Origin of the sequence: Streptomyces sp. 3330 (assembly GCF_031456635.1) — a bacterium.
Lineage (GTDB): Bacteria > Actinomycetota > Actinomycetes > Streptomycetales > Streptomycetaceae > Streptomyces.
In genome coordinates this window covers 50,582-68,218 of record NZ_JAVDVA010000004.1, presented here as the reverse complement: position 1 = coordinate 68,218, position 17,637 = coordinate 50,582, and the positions used below count along the sequence as shown (strand labels likewise).

Annotated in this window: 18 protein-coding genes and 1 pseudogene; 5 read left to right on the top strand and 14 right to left on the bottom strand. The window is 73.4% G+C overall.

The window, feature by feature from the left end; genetic code table 11:
- Window positions 1-5 precede the first annotated feature (5 nt).
- Window positions 6-1,139, bottom strand: coding sequence for an NAD(P)/FAD-dependent oxidoreductase (locus J2X68_RS08430; protein WP_310431829.1), 1,134 nt, complete (start codon window positions 1,137-1,139; stop codon window positions 6-8).
- Between the two features lie 9 nt (window positions 1,140-1,148).
- On the opposite strand from J2X68_RS08430, the gene J2X68_RS08425 reads away from it, so the two are divergent.
- The 4 genes and pseudogenes from J2X68_RS08425 to J2X68_RS08410 all read left to right on the top strand — a co-directional run bounded on the left by J2X68_RS08425 (window position 1,149) and on the right by J2X68_RS08410 (window position 4,330).
- The gene (locus J2X68_RS08425; protein WP_310431828.1) at window positions 1,149-1,409 is read left to right on the top strand and encodes a hypothetical protein; all 261 of its coding nucleotides are present in this window, start codon (window positions 1,149-1,151) and stop codon (window positions 1,407-1,409) included.
- A gap of 18 nt (window positions 1,410-1,427) precedes the next feature.
- Window positions 1,428-2,084: pseudogene (locus J2X68_RS40265) on the top strand (ATPase); the annotation flags it as partial.
- A gap of 28 nt (window positions 2,085-2,112) precedes the next feature.
- Window positions 2,113-3,258: a right-handed parallel beta-helix repeat-containing protein gene (locus J2X68_RS08415; protein WP_310431827.1), complete on the top strand. Its 1,146-nt coding sequence runs from the start codon at window positions 2,113-2,115 to the stop codon at window positions 3,256-3,258.
- 43 nt (window positions 3,259-3,301) lie between these two features.
- Window positions 3,302-4,330 carry a methyltransferase gene (locus tag J2X68_RS08410; RefSeq protein ID WP_310431826.1) on the top strand — a complete coding sequence of 343 codons (1,029 nt, stop codon included), beginning with the start codon at window positions 3,302-3,304 and terminating at the stop codon, window positions 4,328-4,330.
- An 87-nt stretch (window positions 4,331-4,417) separates the two neighbouring features.
- Here the strand turns inward: J2X68_RS08410 and J2X68_RS08405 are convergent, their stop codons facing one another.
- From J2X68_RS08405 to J2X68_RS08350, 12 genes are all read right to left on the bottom strand, one after another.
- Window positions 4,418-4,750 (bottom strand): TcmI family type II polyketide cyclase, encoded by a 333-nt coding sequence (locus J2X68_RS08405; protein WP_310431825.1) that lies wholly within the window; start codon window positions 4,748-4,750, stop codon window positions 4,418-4,420.
- Window positions 4,751-4,770: 20 nt separating this feature from the next.
- Window positions 4,771-5,250: an SRPBCC family protein gene (locus J2X68_RS08400; RefSeq protein WP_054240494.1), complete on the bottom strand. Its 480-nt coding sequence runs from the start codon at window positions 5,248-5,250 to the stop codon at window positions 4,771-4,773.
- A gap of 1 nt (window position 5,251) precedes the next feature.
- A complete protein-coding gene (locus tag J2X68_RS08395; protein ID WP_310431824.1) occupies window positions 5,252-5,506 on the bottom strand; it encodes an acyl carrier protein in 255 nt (84 codons plus the stop codon).
- 35 nt (window positions 5,507-5,541) lie between these two features.
- Entirely contained in the window at window positions 5,542-6,792 is a 1,251-nt protein-coding gene (locus tag J2X68_RS08390) for a ketosynthase chain-length factor (RefSeq protein ID WP_310431823.1), read from the bottom strand.
- Complete coding sequence (locus J2X68_RS08385) at window positions 6,789-8,057, bottom strand: beta-ketoacyl-[acyl-carrier-protein] synthase family protein (protein WP_310431822.1); 1,269 nt, start codon at window positions 8,055-8,057, stop codon at window positions 6,789-6,791. The genes J2X68_RS08390 and J2X68_RS08385 overlap by 4 nt, the downstream gene beginning before the upstream one ends.
- A complete protein-coding gene (locus J2X68_RS08380; protein WP_399039625.1) occupies window positions 8,054-8,473 on the bottom strand; it encodes a cupin domain-containing protein in 420 nt (139 codons plus the stop codon). Before J2X68_RS08380 ends, J2X68_RS08385 begins: the two co-directional genes overlap by 4 nt.
- A 94-nt stretch (window positions 8,474-8,567) precedes the next feature.
- Window positions 8,568-9,722: a SchA/CurD-like domain-containing protein gene (locus J2X68_RS08375; RefSeq protein WP_310431820.1), complete on the bottom strand. Its 1,155-nt coding sequence runs from the start codon at window positions 9,720-9,722 to the stop codon at window positions 8,568-8,570.
- 137 nt (window positions 9,723-9,859) lie between these two features.
- Entirely contained in the window at window positions 9,860-10,600 is a 741-nt protein-coding gene (locus J2X68_RS08370) for a class F sortase (RefSeq protein ID WP_310431819.1), read from the bottom strand.
- Window positions 10,601-10,715: 115 nt separating this feature from the next.
- Window positions 10,716-11,240, bottom strand: coding sequence for a hypothetical protein (locus J2X68_RS08365; protein WP_310431818.1), 525 nt, complete (start codon window positions 11,238-11,240; stop codon window positions 10,716-10,718).
- Window positions 11,241-11,374: 134 nt separating this feature from the next.
- Window positions 11,375-13,093 carry an FAD-dependent monooxygenase gene (locus J2X68_RS08360; protein WP_310431817.1) on the bottom strand — a complete coding sequence of 573 codons (1,719 nt, stop codon included), beginning with the start codon at window positions 13,091-13,093 and terminating at the stop codon, window positions 11,375-11,377.
- Between the two features lie 176 nt (window positions 13,094-13,269).
- Complete coding sequence (locus J2X68_RS08355; RefSeq protein ID WP_310431816.1) at window positions 13,270-14,199, bottom strand: anti-sigma factor RsbA family regulatory protein; 930 nt, start codon at window positions 14,197-14,199, stop codon at window positions 13,270-13,272.
- Window positions 14,199-14,552, bottom strand: a complete 354-nt coding sequence (locus J2X68_RS08350; RefSeq protein WP_310431815.1) for an STAS domain-containing protein — start codon at window positions 14,550-14,552, stop codon at window positions 14,199-14,201. The genes J2X68_RS08355 and J2X68_RS08350 overlap by 1 nt, the downstream gene beginning before the upstream one ends.
- Window positions 14,553-14,735: 183 nt before the next feature.
- Here J2X68_RS08350 and J2X68_RS08345 point away from each other — a divergent pair, with 183 nt between their 5' ends.
- On the top strand, window positions 14,736-15,395 hold the full coding sequence (locus J2X68_RS08345; RefSeq protein WP_310431814.1) for a DUF6629 family protein: 660 nt from the start codon (window positions 14,736-14,738) through the stop codon (window positions 15,393-15,395).
- Window positions 15,396-15,709: 314 nt separating this feature from the next.
- Here J2X68_RS08345 and J2X68_RS08340 read toward each other — a convergent pair whose 3' ends face one another.
- Entirely contained in the window at window positions 15,710-17,434 is a 1,725-nt protein-coding gene (locus tag J2X68_RS08340) for a VanW family protein (RefSeq protein ID WP_310431813.1), read from the bottom strand.
- Window positions 17,435-17,637: the final 203 nt, after the last annotated feature.

Below are 17,637 nucleotides of genomic sequence, written 5' to 3'. Positions count from 1 at the left end.
ACGGGTCACGGGGTCCGGTCGTCCCCGCCGAACGCGGTGAGCAGACCATGGGGCGCGTCCGCGCCGAACATCAGCTCGTGCAGCCGGGTGCCGTCGGCGGCGGCTCGGGCGCCGCGGGGGAACATGTCCCGCTCGTACGCGGTGAGCGCGGCCTCCATGTCCCCGGGGTACGCGGCGAGGACCCTGCCGAGTTCGGCGCCGTCGTACATGGCCAGGTTGGCGCCCTCGCCGTTCGGGACCGAGAGGTGGGCGGCGTCGCCGAGCAGGGTCACCCCCGGGACCCGGTCCCACCGGTGCCCGACCGGCAGCGTGAAGAGGGGGCGCAGGACGGGTCCGGTGTCGGCGTCGGTGATCAGCGCGGTGAGCTCCGGCGCCCAGCCGTCGAACTCCTCCGCGATCCGCGCGCGGGCCCCGGCGGCGTCGGTGAGGTCGACGGCGGCGAACCGGTCCTGCGGCACGGTGAGCGCCACATAGGTGTGCAGGGTGTCGCCCTCCTCCCGGTGCGCCTGGATCGCCTTGCCCGGGGCGAGCGCGAGCAGCGACCCGCCGCCGACCGCCTTCGCGGCGGCGGGGTGCCGGGTGCCGCCGTCGAACAGGTAGGTCTCGACGTACGTCGTACCGGTGTACTCGGGCACGGCGGCGGAGAGCAGCGGCCGGACGCGTGACCACGCGCCGTCCGCGCCGACCAGCAGGTTCGTGGTGACGGTGGCGCCGTCGGCGAAGGACACCTCATGGCGGCCGTCGCCGAGGCCCCGGGCGCCGACGGCCTTGCGGCCCCACCGCACGGTGCCCGCCGGGAGCGAGTCGAGCAGCAGCCGCCGCAGCTCGCCGCGCTGCACCTCCGGGCGTCCGCCCGTGCCGTCGTCGGCTTCCTCGAACAGGACCGTCCCGTCCCGGTCGAGGATCCGCAGCGCCTGGCGGCCCTCCAGCACGAGAGCGCGGAACTCGTCGTACAGGCCCGCCGCCCGGAGAGCGGGCTGGCCGTCGTGGTCGTGGATGTCGAGCATCCCGCCCTGGGCGCGGGCCGTCGGCGAGGCCTCCGCCTCGTAGACCGCGGCCGTGATGCCGTGGACGTGCAGGACACGGGCCAGGACGAGTCCGCCGAGGCCGGCGCCGATGATCGTGACGTCAGTGGTCATGGTGATTCCTTGCGTCGCCCGCCTGCCGGATGGGCACCCGGCAGGTCCTCTCGAAAGGTCCCGGACCGGGCCGACAAGCCGCCGACATCCGGCCGACGGCCCCGACAGGCCACCGACACCACCGCCGCGCCCCGGTGGCGTGCGGGGGCCGTCGAGGAGTTGCCCGGCGGCGACCGTGCGGCCCTGGACCGGGCGCTGCCCGTCCTGGACCGGCTGGTCGCCGCACCGGAGACCGCGGACGGCGCCGGGGGCGACCCGACCGCGCCGTGAGCCGGTGCGGTTCCGGCGCCCGCGGGCCGGATCACGGTCGAGATCCACGACGAGGGCATCGGCCTGGCGGCGGACGACTTCGCGGTGATCAACCGCAATCTGGCCGACCCGCCGACCGTCGACATCTCCCAGCACATGGGGCTGTTCGTGGTCGGCCGGCTCGCCGAACGGCACGGCATCCGCGTGCAGTTGCGCCCCGCCGGGGAGAAACCGGGCACGACGTCCCTCGTCATGCTGCCCGGCACGGTCACCCTGCCCCTGCCGGGCGCCCTGCCCGACTCCGACACCCTGACGCCGGCCCTGCTCAAGAACGTCCCGCGGCCCGCGTACGCGGGCGCCACGGTCTCTCCCGGCGGCCAGGACCCGGGTGACGCCTTCACGGACTACGAGACGCGGCAGGACGAGCCGACCGGGACGCGGTCCCCCGAGGAGCCGCCCGCGGACAGGCCCTCCGCCGACGAGCCCTCCGCGGACGGGCGGTCCGGCGACGGGAAGTCCGCCGACGGGCCGCAACCGACGGCCGGCGCCCGATCGCGGCGGCCGTCCCGGCGGGCGCCCCGGAGCAGCCACCCGCCCGCGCCGCGACTGACGGCGCCCTCCCCCGGCGCCTGGCCGCGTGCGGGCGGCGGGCGCCCGGCGGGGACACGCCGCCGGATGGCCGATCCCGCCGGTTAAGGGGTCATAAGGTCATACCGTGCGCAATATGAAGAAATGCCATATCGCGTACTTGGCGTGCACCGCGGCGCTGATCGGGACGGGGCTCGGCGCCGCTCCGCCCGTCGCCGCCCACCGGATCCATGTGGTCCACCCGGGGGAATCCATCCAGAAGGCGGTGGACGCGGCCCGGCCGGGCGACACCGTTCTGCTGACCTACGGCACCTACCGCGAGAGCGTCGACGTGAGCACGCCCGGGCTCACCCTCCGCGGTGTGGGCCGCGGCACGGTGCTCGAACCGGAAGCGGGCGCGAGCGCCGTCGGCACCGCCTCCGGCACCGGTTCGGACGCCGCGAAGACCGGCGGGACCGGGAAGGCGGGCAAGACCGGCACGGCCGGGAAGGCCGCGACCAGCTGTGCCGCGTCCGGCAACGGCATCTGCGTCGTGGGCACGAAGGACCACCACGTGGACGGGGTCACCGTCGCCTCCCTCACGGTGAGCGGCTTCGCCAAGACCGGCCTCTACGCCACGCAGGCCGACGGGCTGACCGTGCGGCGCGTCACCGCGGTGAAGAACGGCGTGTGGGGCATCGCCACGGAGCACTCGGTCCACGGCGTGTTCCGCAACAACACCGCGCGCGACAACGGCGACGCGGGCCTGTTCCTGGCCAACACGGTCAAGGAGGAGCTCGGGGCCACGGACACCGAGGGGACCGTGGTCGAGCACAACCGGCTGGAGGGCAACCGGATCGGCGTCACCGTCCGGCGACTGCGCAACCTCACCCTCGCGGGCAACCACCTCACGGGCAACTGCGCGGGCGTGTTCGTCGTCGGCGACGAGAACAAGCCGAAGGCCGGCTTCGTGACGGTGCGCGACAACCGCATCGAGCGCAACAACAAGTCCTGCCCGAAGACGGCGCGGCTGGACGCCCTCCAGGGCTCCGGCATCGTCCTGACGGGCGCCGAGGACAGCCTGGTCACCCACAACGTGATCAAGGACAACGTCGGCAAGTCGCCGCTGTCCGGCGGCATCGTGCTGTTCAAGAGTTTCGTGGGCACGACCAGCGAGCGGAACCGGATCAGCGACAACCTGCTGCGGGGCAACTCCCCGGACCTCGTCAACACGGACACCGGCAAGGGCAACACCTTCGAAGGCAACTCCTGCCGCACGTCGAAGCCCGCCGGCCTGTGCTGAACCCCATGACCCCCCCGACTCCAAGAAGGAAGGAAGGCGGCACATGACGACCGCTCAGTCTGCCCCTCCGCCATCGATGCGGCTGCGGGAACTCGCGTTCGGGGCGGCCTGCGCCGCCGCCCTCCGCGCGGCCGCCCGGCTCGGCGTCGCGGACGCCCTCGGCGACAGCCCCATGGCCGTGGACGACCTCGCGGCCGCGGTGAAGACCGAGGCCCGCCCGCTGCGACGGCTCCTGCGGGCCCTGTCCTGCTACGGCGTGTTCGCCGAGGGGCCGGACGGGACGTTCGCGCACACCGACGTCTCCCGGCTGCTGCGCGAGGACGATCCCAACAGCCTGCGCGCCATCACGCTGTGGTGCACCGAACCGTGGACCTGGGACGCCTGGCCGATGCTGGACGAGGCGGTGCGCACCGGCCACAACGTGGTGGAGGACCTGTACGGCAAGGAGTTCTTCCCCTACCTGAACGAGGACGCCCCGGAGTCGGCCGACGTCTTCAACCGCGCCATGACGACCTCCAGCGTGCAGTCGGCACGGGACGTCGCCGAGTTCCTCGACCTGACGGGGAGCTCGTCGGTGGCCGACATCGGCGGCGGCCAGGGGCACGTGGTGGCGAGCCTGCTGGACAAGTACCCCTCGATGCAGGGGGCGCTGCTCGACCTCCCCCGGGTGGTGGAGAACGCGGTCCCGCGCCTGCTCGCGGGCGGCGACCTCGCCGGCCGTGCCCGCGTGGTGCCGGGAGACGTCCGCACGGCCGTCCCGGTGAAGGCCGACGTCTACGTCATCAAGAACATCCTGGAGTGGGACGACGAGAGCACGGCCCGCACGCTGCGCAACGTCCGTGAGGCGGGCGGCCCGGGGACCCGGGTCGTGGTCATCGAGAACCTCGTCGACGACTCGCCCTCGATGCGGTTCAGCACCGCGATGGACCTGCTGCTGCTCCTCAACGTCGGCGGGGCGAAGCACACCACCCGGAGCATGGTGGACCGGCTGACCGAGGCGGGGCTCGTCATCGACGACATCAGCCCGGTCAACCCCTACCTGCACGCGTTCGACTGCCACGTCCCCGGCTGAGCCGACCGCGTCCTTGTACCCCCGCAGACCACCGGTCGCCGGGCCCGCAGCGTCGCGGGCCCGGCGACCGGTGATGGTCGGCGGGGGTCAGCCGGCCTGCTCGCGCTCCCAGAGGTAGAAGCGCTGCGCCATGGCGTCCTTCGGGGAACGCCAGGTCTCGGGGTCGTACGCGGTGACGTACGCGGCCAGCCGCTCGCTGACGCCCTGGAACTCGGGATGCCCGGTGATCCTGGCGATGGCGGGGCCGGGGTCGCGCTCCGCCTCGATCAGGTGCATGTACACGTCGCCGAACTGGAACAGGCTGCGCCGGGTCACGCCGACGAGCCGCGGCAGCTCGCCCCGGTCGGACTCCTCGAACACCTTGGCGATGTCGGGGGCCGACCCCGGCGCCATCCGGGCGACGATCAGAGCTTGGTGCATGGTGCTGTTCTCCGTCCGGCTCAGTCGGTCAGACCGGGGGTGGCACCGCGCTCGGCGGCGGTCTTCTCGATGCGGTCCCGGATCAGGCCCAGCTGGACCTTGGAGTTCCGGTTGATGTTGTCGGTCATCCACTCGTCGTCGACCGGCGCTTCCGGCTTCATCGCGAAGTCCTGCGTCCAGACCATCCGCGTACCCGCCGGCACCTCCTCGTAGCGCCAGTGGATGTCCATGTGGGCGAACGGCCCGGTCTCGACCCGGCGGGCCTTGACGGTGAGCGTGTCGCGGTCCGGCTCGCGCTCCGAGACCCAGCTCCACACGGTGCCGTTCTCGTCCGGGTGCATCGTCAGCCGGAAGGTCGTTCTGCGGCCCTCCCGGGAGAGGATCTCCACGGAGGCGTACTCGCTGAACAGCCGCGGCCAGTTCTCCAGGTCGTTGGTCACCTCCCAGACCAGGTCCAGAGGCGCCGCGATGGTGATCTCGTTCTGCGTGTGTCCGGTCATCTCACGCTCCTGTCATGAGGGCACTGTTGACGAGGTCGAGGAACTGCCGAGGCGTCTTGGAGCGCTCGGCGTCGGGAGGCATCGGCGTGCCGTACCGGTTCTCCAGCTCGCCCACGATCCCCAGCAGGCCGAGCGAGTCGACGCCCAGGCTGTCGAAGCCGGCTTCGTCGCGGCGGAGTTGCTCCGGGGCGACGGTCACGCCGGCGGACTTCTTCATGAGTTCGGCCAGCTCTTCCACAGTGATGCGGTCAGTCATGCCATTCCCTTCCTCTGCTGCTCCGCGGCGCCTCGCTACGAGGCGTCGGTGGCGCCGTGCCGCAGCACCAGCGCCGAGTTCGACCCCATGAGTCCCCGGCTCAGGACCAGCGCCGTGCGTACCTCGGCGGTACGGGCCCGGCCGGTCACGAGGTCGAGGTCATGGCAGATGTCGAAGACGTTGGGGGTGGGCGGGATGACGCCGTGCTCCATCGCGAGCACCGCCGCCGCGGCGTCCATGAGCGGCGCCGCGCAGTAGCCCCGGCCGATCCCTGTCTTCGGCGCCGTGACGGGCACGCGGGTGCCGTGCGCCCCGAGGGCGTCGGCGATCGCCAGGGCCTCGGCGCGGTCCGCCTCCGGCACGCCGAGGGCGTCGGCGAAGACCACGTCGATCTCCTCGGGTGCGCAGTCGGCCTCCCGCAGGGCTTGCCGCACGGCCTCGGCGAGCCCCTCCCGGGACTCCTCCCAGCGGGAGGCCCCGGTGAAGGTCGCCGCGTGTCCGGCCAGGTAGGCCCGCACCCGCGCGCCCCGTGCCACGGCCGTCTCCGCCGCCTCCACGACGAGCATGGCGCCGCCCTCGGCGGGCACGAACCCGCAGGCCGCGGAGGTGAAGGGGCGGTAGGCGCGGGCCGGGTCGTCGACCGTGCTGAGTTCGTCGTAGCCGAGTTGGCAGACCACCGAGTAGGGCGCGATCGGCGCCTCGGTGGCCCCGGCCACGATCACGTCGGTGCCGCGGCGCACCGCCCGCGCCGCGTGGGCGAGGGCGTCCAGGCCACCGGCCTCGTCGGCGGCGACCACCGAGCAGGGGCCCTTGAAGCCGCGGCGGATGGAGATCTGGCCGGTGCTCGCGGCGTAGAACCAGGCGATGGACTGGTACGGGCCGACGTATCGGCTGCCCTTGCCCCACAGCTGCTGGAGCTCGCGCTGTCCGAACTCGCCGCCGCCGGAACCGGCCGCGGTGACGACGCCCACGGAGAAGGGCGCGGCGTCGGTCTCCGGCCGGCCGAACCGGGCGTCCTCCAGCGCGAAGTCGGCCGCGGCCATCGCGAAGTGCGTGAACCGGTCGGTCTGGACCAGGAAGCGCTCCTCGACCACGGCCGCCGGGTCGAAGTCGCGGACCTGGCCCGCGACCCTGAGGGGCAGGTCCTCGCAGCCCTCGCGGGTGACCTGGTCCAGGACGCTGATGCCCTCCCGGGTGGACTTCCAGAACGTCTCGGTACTGGCTCCGTTGGGCGCGACCACACCGATTCCCGTGACGGCCGCGCGCCGTTGCAGGGGTTCGCTCATCGTGTCTTCTCCCTCGGCCGGTTCATGACCACCGCGGACTGGAAGCCGCCGAACCCGCTGCCCACCGACAGGACGCTGGCGAGCTTGCGCTCACGGGCCACGCGCGGGACGTAGTCCAGGTCGCACTCGGGGTCGGGCGTCTCGTAGTTCGCGGTCGGCGGTACGACCTGGTTCGCCAGGGCCAGCACACAGGCGACGAGTTCGATCGCCCCGATCGCGCCGAGCGAGTGGCCCACCATCGACTTGATGGAGCTCATGGGCGTGTCGTAGGCGTGCGTGCCCAGGACGCGCTTCACCGCGGCGGTCTCGTGCCGGTCGTTCTGCTTGGTTCCCGAGCCGTGCGCGTTGACGTAGTCGATCGCGGTGGCGTCGAGCCGGGCGTGGTCGAGGGCGTCCTCGATGGCCCGGGCCATCTCCAGGCCCTCGCTGGTCAGGCCGGTCATGTGGTAGGCGTTGCCGAACGTGGCGTACCCGCCGAGCTCGCAGTAGACGTGCGCGCCGCGGGCCCGGGCGTGTTCGAGCTCCTCCAGGACGAGCACGGCGCCGCCCTCGCCCATGACGAACCCGTCGCGGTCGGCGTCGAAGGGGCGCGAGGCGTGGGCCGGGTCGTCGTTGTTCGAGGAGGTGGCCTTGATCGCGTCGAAGCACGCCATGGTGATCGGCGAGATCGGCGAGTCCGAGGCGCCGGCTATGCAGATGTCGGCCCGGCCCTCCTCCACCGTGTGGAAGGCGTACCCGACGGCGTCGAGTCCGGAGGTGCAGCCCGTGGAGACGGTCTGCACCGGACCGCGCGCCCCGAACCGCTCCGCGACCGTCGAGGCGAGCGTGCTGGGCGTGAACGCGCGGTGCAGGTGCGGGGCCGCCTCCCGGTGGTCCACGTCCCAGCGCCGGCCGCCGTGGCTGACCGCCACGTAGTCGTTCTCCAGCCGGGTGGTGCCGCCGACCGCGGTGCCCAGGGAGACGCCGACCCGCCAGGGGTTCTCCGCGGCGAGGTCGAGTCCCGCGTCGCGCACCGCCTCGTCCCCGGCGACCAGGGCGAACTGGATGTAGCGGTCGCACCGCTCGACGTCCCGCGCGTCCAGACCGTGGGCCGCCGGGTCGAAGTCGCACTCGGCGGCGATCCGGGACCGCAGACCCGCCGGGTCGAAGAACGTGATGGCCCGCGTCGCCGTGCGCCCGTCCGCCAGGAGCTTCCAGAAGGCCGGTACGCCTATGCCGCCGGGGGCGACGATGCCTATGCCGGTGACCGCCACTCGTCTCGTCATGAGCGCACCTGGCGTCGCTCGGCCGACTCCGCCCCGACCACCGCGGGCTCGGCTTCGGTTCCCTCGGTGTCGACGTGGCCGAGCGGCGGGCTCGGGGCCAGCGGACCGAGGTGGAAGACCATACGGGCCTCGACCTTGCCGACGTTGCGGAAGCGGTGACGCACGTTGAGGGGGATCAGGAGCCCCTGCTCGGGCTGGAGCGGGTGCGGCTCACCGTCCAGGTCCACTTCCAGCTGTCCGCACACCACGTACACGAACTCCTCGGAGTACGGGTGGTAGTGCTCACCGATGCGGTCGCCGGGCTGGATGAGGGCCACCCCCATGAAACCGCTGGTGGAGTTCACCGTGGCCGGGGTGAGCATGGCGCGCAGGTCGCCGCCTCGCCGGGTGTTGGGCTCGACCTCGCTGAGGTCCACGATTCTGTGACGAGAAGTGATCACGACGTTCCTCCGATGGGGTACTGCACCGCGTGGCGGGGGCGGGGCACCGCCCCCGCCACGTGATGACGAATCAGGCGTCGGGCGACCGGCGGTCGGTGACGAGATCCATGCGCGCCAGTTCGAGGAAGCGCGCGAGTCGGCCGTCCTTCGACGCGGACGCGCCGGCGGCGGCGTCCTCGAGCGTCGTCAGCTCGGCCACCTGTCCGGCGTCGGACAGACCGAGGGCCTGTACGGGGTCGGCGGCCTCGATGCCGCCACGCACGTCGATCAGCCGTACGACGACGTCGTCGCGCTGGAAGATCGTGCTGCGCAGGACCGGGCTGCGCGGGTCGTCCGCCGCCGCCTCGTCCTGCCGGGCGAGCAGCTCGGCCAGCTTCATGCCGCGGTCCGGCCGGGCCGGGTAGTACAGCGCGTACCGCTCGGCCTGCGGGTTCTGCCGCTCCTCCGCCGTCACGTGGTGGACGGCGGGCAGCGCGGCCCGGGTGAAGAAGACCCGGGCGGACTCGGGGTCGTTGAGGTCCCGGTCATGCTCCAGATAGGGGTTGATGGCCTCCTCGACGGCCCGCACCTCGGGCTGCCGGGAGACGTGGCGCAGCGCGGAGAGCAGGTCGCCCCGCACCTCGATGGCCCGCACCACCCGGTTGCCGTGCATGAACAGCGAGGTGCGGCACAGCCGGGTGGTGTCGTCGACGTGCGGCTCGGGTGAGGCGTAGTCGGCGAGGATCTTGGCGACGATCTCCTCGCTGCCCGGCTTCACGGTGAAGGTGAGCGCGTGGCGGATGACGCCGTCGCCGATCCTGGGCGCCGTCTGGAGCCGGCGCGCGGCCTGGTCGGCGGCCGCCGCCGGGCCGCCGGTCTCGCGGACGACGTGGAAGCGCAGCGAGCGGGTGTCGCGCACGCAGCTGTGCAGCGGCTCCACCATCTCCACGTGCTCCTCGCTGTTGACCCAGGCGAGGAACGGCGGGGCGCTCTCCCACTCGCTGGTGATCAGCCACTGGGAGGGGTTCTCGATGGACTGGCACAGCTGGTCGCTGACGTGCCCGGGGACGGACGCGACCTGGTTGCAGAGCTGCTCGTACGCCTCGAGGAACTGCTGCTGGGCCCCGTCGTAGACGTCGACCAGAAGGACGACGCGGAGCCGGGAACCGTCGAACACGGACTGCGAGACACGTTGTGACGCCTGGCGCGCCCGCGAACCTGCAACACGTTCGGACGTGGTGGTCATCCTGCGCACATCTCCTTCGCGGAGGGGGTGAGTGAACGTCGGCCGCGGTGATGCGACGTCAGCGTTCCTCGATCCTGTGCCCGTCCCCGCAAGCGCGCGACTCGGATGAACTACGTGGGTGACTGGGCGGTCGGCCGTCAGACGAGATGGGCGAAGACGACCAGGTTGTCGGTGTAGTCCTTCGCCCGGCGGTCGTAGGCCCCCGCGCAGGTGATGAGCCGCACCTGCGCGTCGGAGGTGTCGCTGTACACCCGTTCGCTGGGAAAGTCGGCCTTGTCGAAGGTCTCCACGCTGTCGACCCGGAACGACGCCTTGCTGCCGTCGGCCCGCAGGACCTGGAATCCGTCGCCCTTGGCCAGCGCGCTGAGCCCCGCGAAGACGGCCGGGGAGGTCTTGGTGTCGACGTGTCCGGCGATGATCGAGGTGCCCGTCTCCCCCGGTGAGGCGCCGTCGGCGTGCCAGCCGACGAGATTGACGTCGTCGGCGGGGGGCGGCTCCAGCTGACCGGTGGCGCCGATGGCCAGGTCGACGAAGGGGGCGTCGACCCCGATCTTGGGGATGAACAGCCGCACGGGCCGCGAGCGCGGCAGGTGCTTGCCCGTCGCGTCGCCGTCCGCCGCTCCGGCGGGCGGGGTCGGCCCGGCCGGCGCACTGGCCGCGGGGACCGATCCGGCGGCGGGCGGGGCGTGCGGCGGGCTGCCGGCGCCGGTGGACGCGTCGTTGCCGCCGCCGAACAGGTTCAGCGCCAGGAGCACCGCGACCGCGGCGCAGACCATCATCACGCCGGCGCGGGACGTTCCCTCCTCGGTGGGCGCCTGCTCGTCGCCGGCGGGTTCGGCGGGGTCGGAGGGAGAAGGGGAGGAAGGGGGGACTGCCATCGGGGACCACCTCATTCGGGCGCGGCAGCGGGGCGGACAGAGCACGGGGGCGAGCCGGGCCGCCACGCGGGGCTACCGGTGGCGGCCGCGGCTTCGCTATCGCGTCCGGCATGGGTCAGACCGCGCTTCCGGCGGCCCTCCTGCGGCGCAGGGCGTAGAGGCCGGTGCCGGCCACGGCGAGGACGCCGAGTCCGGCCGCGGTCGCCGGCGGGGTGGCGAGGGCGCCGCCGCCGGTGTGCATGCCGCCGCTGGGCTTGCCGTGCTCCTTGCTCCAGCCGCCGGACTCCTCTTCCTTCCCGCCGTTCCAGGAGTCCTTGCCGTGCTCGTCACCGGTGGAGCCGCTGCCCCAGGTGTCCTTGTCCTTGTACGTCTCGGGGTCGTACCTGGGGTCGACGGCCGCGCCGCTGTCGTTCTTCAGCGAGGCCAGGGCGCCGCCGCCGGTGTGCATGCCGCCGCTGGGCTTGCCGTGCTCCTCCTTGCCGTGCTCGTCCTTGCCGTGCTCCTTGCCGTACGAGGAGTCCTCCTCCTTGCTGTACGAGGAGTCGTCGTGGTCCGTGTCACCGGCGTAGGCGCCGGGGGCGCCGATGGCGAGGGCGGCCGAAGCCGCCGCCGTGGCCAGGATCATGCGAGCAGAACGCATCTGATGGTCCTTCCGTCACGGCCGGGCAGCCGACACTTCGTCAGCTGAGGTGACCCGGACGGGACGTGATCCACCGTCAGCCGCCCGTCGCCGCGGCACCACTCGGGGCGTTCACACGGGTGACGCCCGCCGGGTCAGGCGAGCCCCAGCCCGGTCCTCAGGGCCCGGCGCAGCGCGGCCTCCGGGTCCGCCTCCGGACCCGCAGAGCGCCACAGGACGAACCCGTCGGGCCGCACGAGCACGGCGCCCCCGCGTGCCGTGCCGTGGCGCTCCGCCCAGTCGGCGTCGCCCTCCGGCACCAGGTCCGCGTCGGCTCCCGTGCCCACCCGGTACGACCTGAGCGGGAGGACCAGTTCCTCGGCGACGCGGGTCGCGGCCTCGTGCCAGCCGCTCGCCTCGGCGGCGTCGCTGAGCAGGACCAGCGTCCGCTCGTACAGGTCGAGGGTCGACAGCCGTTCGTTCCCGCGACGCACCCACAGGTGGGGCGCCCTGCTGCCGGGTCCGCCGGTCAGGTCGAGGCCCTCCGGCACGACCGGGACCGCGGGGTCGGCGCCGACCACGACGCCCTGCGGGTAGCGGTAGCCGAGGGCCACGTTGAGGATGCCTCGCTGAGGACCGCCGCCGCCCGCGCCGGGCGGCGCGGCGAACCCGGGGTGGCTGTGCTCGGCCGACCGGGCGGCGGCGCGGGCGCTGGTGGCCTCGGCCACCGGGCGTCGCTCGGCGTCGTAGCTGTCCAGCACGGCCTCCCCCGCCCAGCCGTCGATGACGGCGGCCAGCTTCCAGGCGAGGTTGTGCGCGTCCTGGATGCCGGTGTTGGAACCGAAGGCCCCGGTGGGGGACATCTCGTGGGCCGAGTCGCCGGCCAGGAACACCCGTCCCGACCGGTAGCTGCGGGCGACCCGCTGGGCGGCGTGCCAGGGCGCCTTACCGGTGATCTCCACGTCGAGGTCGGCGACGCCGACCGCCCGGCGGATGTGCTCGACGCAGCGCTCGTCGGTGAACTCCTCCAGCGTCTCGCCGTGTTCGGGGTGCCAGGGGGCGTGGAAGACCCAGTTCTCACGGTTGTCCACCGGCAGCAGGGCGCCGTCCGCGTCGGGACTCGTCAGGTAGCAGACGATGAAGTGGCGGTCGCCCACGACGTCGGCGAGCGCGCGGGAGCGGAAGGTGAGGCTGACGTTGTGGAACAGGTCGCCGGGTCCGCTCTGCCCGATGCCGAGCTGCTCCCGCACGGGGCTGCGGGGGCCGTCGGCGGCGACGAGGTAGTCCGCGCGGATGGTGGTGTGCTCACCCGTCTCCCGGCTCTTGACCACCGCGGTGACGCCGGTCGGGTCGCTGTCGAACGACATCATCTCGGTGGCGAAGCGCACGTCGCCGCCGTGCCGCCGGGCGTGGTCGAGAAGGACCGGTTCGAGGTCGTTCTGGCTGCACAGGCACCAGGCGCTCGGGCTGAAGCGGGCCAGGCCGCCGCCCGGGTCGATGTCGCGGAACAGCCACTCGCCCTCGTCGCCGACGAGGGTGGGCGCCTGCAGGATGCCGTGGTTGTCGGCCAGGGTGGCGGCGGCCTCCTGGATCGCCTGCTCGACACCCGCCACCCGGAACAGCTCCATCGTGCGGACGTTGTTGCCGCGGCCCCGCGGATGGATGGAGGTGCCCGCGTGGCGCTCCACCAGGACGTGCGGCACTCCGAGCCGTCCCAGGAACAACGAGGTCGCCAGGCCTACCAGGGAGCCGCCGACGATGAGGACCGGGACCCTGACGGTGCGGGGGCCGGTCTCTTCGGTTCGTTCTTTCGTCACTCTCGCCTCCAGCGCGTCGATTCCGCCGACCCGGCCGGATACGGCGGAGATCCTCATGCATGCCCCGTGGAGGTGACGGCGGCTCAGGCTTCACCCGCCTGCACTGCGGCGCCGGACGGCCCGCCCGGCGCCCCCTGAACCGTCGGACCCCGCACACCTCCGGGTGTGCGGGGAACGGTTCGGTCGGGGCGGGCGGCTCGGACGGAGTCCCCGCCGGAGTACCGGACGGGCGGTCAGCAGCCGACGTAGAAACGGACGGTGGTGCCCTCGTCGGAGGCGTGCACCCGGACCAGGTCGGCCACGTAGTGGACGAGCAGCAGACCGCGGCCGCCGATCTGACCGCGCGCCGGCGGCCTGCGGCCGGCCAGCGGATCGGACAGCCGGCCCGCGTCCCGGACCTCGCACACGATCTGGCCCGCCCGGGCCCAGACGGCGAGCGTCCCTCGTCCGGCGCCGTGCACCACGCTGTTGGTGGTCAGCTCCGCCACCGCCAGCACGGTGTCGTCCAGCCGCTGACCGGCCAGGCCCAGCCGTTCGGCCTCCGTGACCGCGAAGACGCGCGCCGCGTACAGCTCGTCGGCGCCGAACGGGAACACGGCGGCGTCCGGCTCGGGCGCGAGCGCCTCGTTGTAGCGGTCGACGACGGAACGCCAGTCGTAGGCGTCGCTGACGTCCTCCCCGTCGCGGGTCACGATCGTCGGGTGGGTGATCCTCGCGTCGGTCAGGACCGCCTCGTCCAGGCGTGCCTCGTCGTACGGGCAGAGGATCGTCACCGGCCGGCCCTCGAACGCCGCGTTGATCAGCGCCTCGTGCTGCGCGCAGGCCGGGTACTCGACCGCGCTGCGGCCCGCCCAGACCGGCTCGCCGATGATCCGTACCCGCCCCGGTCCATGGGCGTCGGCGAACGCGCGCAGCACTCCGGGAATGATCCGGCCCGGGTTGCGGCCCGCCACCGTCATGTCCAGCAGGCGAACGGCCTCGGCGTCCGCGCCGAGTCCGGCCCTGATCAGCTCCAGATTGGGTCCCGGGACCGCCACCGCCACCGGTTCGCCGAGGTCCAGGCCCTCCTGGACGAAGGACACCGTCCGGTCCACGTACTCCTGTTCGGTGCGGTAGAACAGCGCGGGGTGCTCGAACGCCTCGTGGGTCGCCACCATGTTCATCACGGCGCCACCTCGATCCTGCCGAGGCCAGGCCAGAACAGGCTCAGCACACGGGGCACCTGCGGTGGCGGATGCTCGACCACCACCCGGCCCCCGTGCAGGCCCAGCGCCGTGACGGCGAGCGCCGCGACCCCCGCCACGTCGACGAACGCCACCTCGGACAACTCCACGTAGGAGACGTCGGCATGCTGCCGGGCCAGGCCCGCCAGGGCTTCTTCCCAGGGCGAGCGAGTGACCTCGCTGATCTCGCCCCGGGCCCGGATGCCGGGTCTACCGGACAACGGCCCCACCTCCAGCACGGCCGCGCCGCGCACCGGCCCGAGCCCGTCGTCTCCCCGCGAGACGTCCACCACTCGCGGCCTCCTTCGTCATCTGCCGCTCACCGGCACAGCGTAACGCGGCCCCTCGAACCGCCGACGCCCTGCTCGGGCCGTGGCATCGGCCCGGCGGCCGGTGGATGTGCGGAGCGCGACGTAATCTGGCCCGCACCGCACGACGAGGCGGATGCGGACGACGGTCGAACCCATGGTGACGTGATGTGTTGGAGTGCGACGGCCGACCTGGTGGCGGGCGCCGGTGTGGCGGCCGTCGGCGTGGTCTGCGTGACCGGTGTGCGCGACCGCCGGGACCTTCCCCTTGCCGCGCTGCCGCTGCTGCTCGGGGCCCATCAGGTCGTGGAGGCGGCGGTCTGGGACGCGGGCGGGGGCAGTGGCCCCGCCACCGTCGTCTGGGCCGTGATCGCCCTGCCGCTGCTGGCGGTGTGGGTGCCGACAGCGGTCCGGTGCGCCGCCCCGCCGGCCGCCCGGCGCAGGCTGACCTTCCTTCTCGCGCTCGGCGCCGCGACCGCCGCGGGGCTCGCGGCCGGTCTCGCCACCGGTCCGGTGACGGCCGAGATCCGCGGCCGCACGGTCGGGTACTCGGCGCACCTTTCCCACCCGGCCGTGCTGGTCGCGGGCTATCTGCTGGCCACCGTCGGCTCCCTGCTGCTGTCCGGCGACCGGCGGCTGCTGGGCCTCGGGGTGGTGGTGGGCGCGGGCGCGGCGGCCTGCTACGCGCTGTGGCGGCTGGAGTTCGTCTCGACCTGGTGCGCGTTCGCGGCGCTGTGGTCGGTGCTGCTGCTCGGCTGGGTGCGCGGCCGCCCGGACTCCGCGGGGCTGCCGCCGGGCCGGACGCGGAACCCGGGCGCCGCCCGCTGAGCCCGCGCCCGGCCGCCTCATGCGTCGACGCTCGTCGTGGCGAAGGAGTTCACCCCCCGGCGGTCGCGGCGCTCCGCCGCCCGGCTGGCGGTCATCACGCCTTCGGCCACGGCATCCCCTACTGCCTGGGAGCTCCGCCGGCCCGGCTGCGGACCGGCGCCGCCGTCACCGCGCTCCTCGACCGCTGTCCCGTCCTCGCGCTGGACGCCCCCTCGGTCCTGCCCTGGCGCACGGGTCTCTTCGTCCGGGGCCCCGGGCCGCTTCCGGTCGGCCGGCCCGGCGGCGCGTGAGGGCGGCCGGGGTGTCCGCCGGGCCTACGGGCGGTCGTCGGCCGCGGCTGCGCAGGTGATCTCGTCCCGCGGGGTGTAGTGGGTGCGGAACGGCTCCCGCCGCACTTCCCTGCCGTTGTCGGAGAAGACCCGGTCGACGGTGACGTCGAAGCCCTCGAGCGGGGTCTGCGGCACGCACGTCGCGTCCGTGCTCACCTTCCGCTCCGGCTGCCGCACGTGGGTGCGCGGCCCGGTGACCGACGTGACCTCGTCGTACTTCCGGGTGCCGAGGAAGGTGACGGTCACCGAGGTGTCGGTGGCCTCGGCCCGGATGTAGAGGGCGTGGCCGGAGTCGTTGGCGAACTTCAGGTCGAGGCTGCCCCAGGCGACCGTCGCCTCGCGGCCCTCGGGGTAGCGCTCGATGTAGAAGGAGTGGGCGCCGTGCTCCACGGGCTTGACGCCGGCGAAGAACATCGCGTTGAACACGGTGGTGGCCATGGTGGAGACACCGCCGCCGGGCGCCTTGGTGTACTCGCCGTCGAGGATCATGATGCCCTCGCCGAAGCCGTTGGCCTCGGTGCGCTGCCCGACGGTCCGGTTGAAGCTCCAGGTCCGGCCGGGCATGACGACGGAGCCGTTGATGAGCTCCGCGGCCCGCCCGATGTTCTTCGTGCGGTACGCGGCCGGTTCGAAGTGGACGGTGAAGGAGGACATCTTCTCCGTCAGCCCCAGCCGCGCGGCGCTGTCCCGGGTCACCTGCGGCTGGGTCCGGCGCACGGCCACCTCCCCGGTGCGGGCCGCTGCGCCGGACCGGGTGAGCAGCGGCAGGACGGCCTTGCCCAGGGCCTTGTCGGTGACCTGGACGCCGGTCCGGGCGTCCTCGGCCACCACGACCCGGTCGCCGTCCGGCCGCAGGACGGCGTTCTCGGCGGTGGTGGTGACCCCGGCCAGGGGTCGCGCCACCGAGGGAGCCGCGCGCAGCCCCTTGGTGTCCAGCTTCGGCACCAGCCGGCCGGCGGCGTCGGGCCGCATCGTCAGGTGCGCGCCGAGCACCGTCTGCCCGACGGTGAACCGCTTGCCGTCCGCGGTGAGGGTGACGGGCGCCGACATGGCCGGCCGGGCGAACTCGCGCACCGCCCGCCGCACCTCGTCCGCCGTGACCTTCGGGCGGGTCTCGCGGGCGGGCAGGGTCGTCACCTCGCCGGCCTCACCGCGCAGGAAGGAGGCCCGCAGGGTGTCGACGGCGGCGTCCACGTCCAGGGCGTAGCCCGGCTGCGGGGCGACCTGCTCGACCCGGCCGCCGGCGAAACGGACGGCGCCCTCGCGGACCTTCCGGTCGAGGTTCTTCGCCAGCTTCCCCAGAGCGCTGCGGGCCTTGTTCTCGTCGAGCTTCACGACGGGCGCCTCTTCGCCCCCGGAGCCGAAGATCCCGTCGATCAGACCGACCGGGTCGGCTCCGACCCGGGCCACCCGGTCGACCGTGCGCTCGGCGTCGAAGGCGAGTCCGGCCTGCCGCGGGTCGACGGTCGCGCTGCGGTCCCCGACCCGCACGGTCAGCGGGCGCGAGCCGACGGTCGTCAGGTGCTCGTCGAGTTTGCGGACGGCCTCCGCGCGGCCGAGGCCGCCGATGTCCACGCCCCCCACCGTGGTGCCCTGCTCCATCTCGCCGCCGGCGACCAGCAGCCCGGTCAGGTACAGCGCGCCGATGCCGACGGTCAGCACACCGCCTGCCAGGGCGAGGGGCGGCACGGAGGCTGTTCGGGGGCGCATGGGTCTCCTGGCGGACGATCGACGGGTGATCCGCCCCGCCGCGCGACGCGCACGGGGCAGCGGCGCAGGGGGCAAGCCCCCCAAGCTACCCAAAACGTGCGATGACCTCATATGTCACAGAACACGTATGTCCCGGATCACGTCGCCCGGGACGGATCGCGCCCTCTCGCACGGATCACGCGGGGCGTCCGGATCGCACCCTC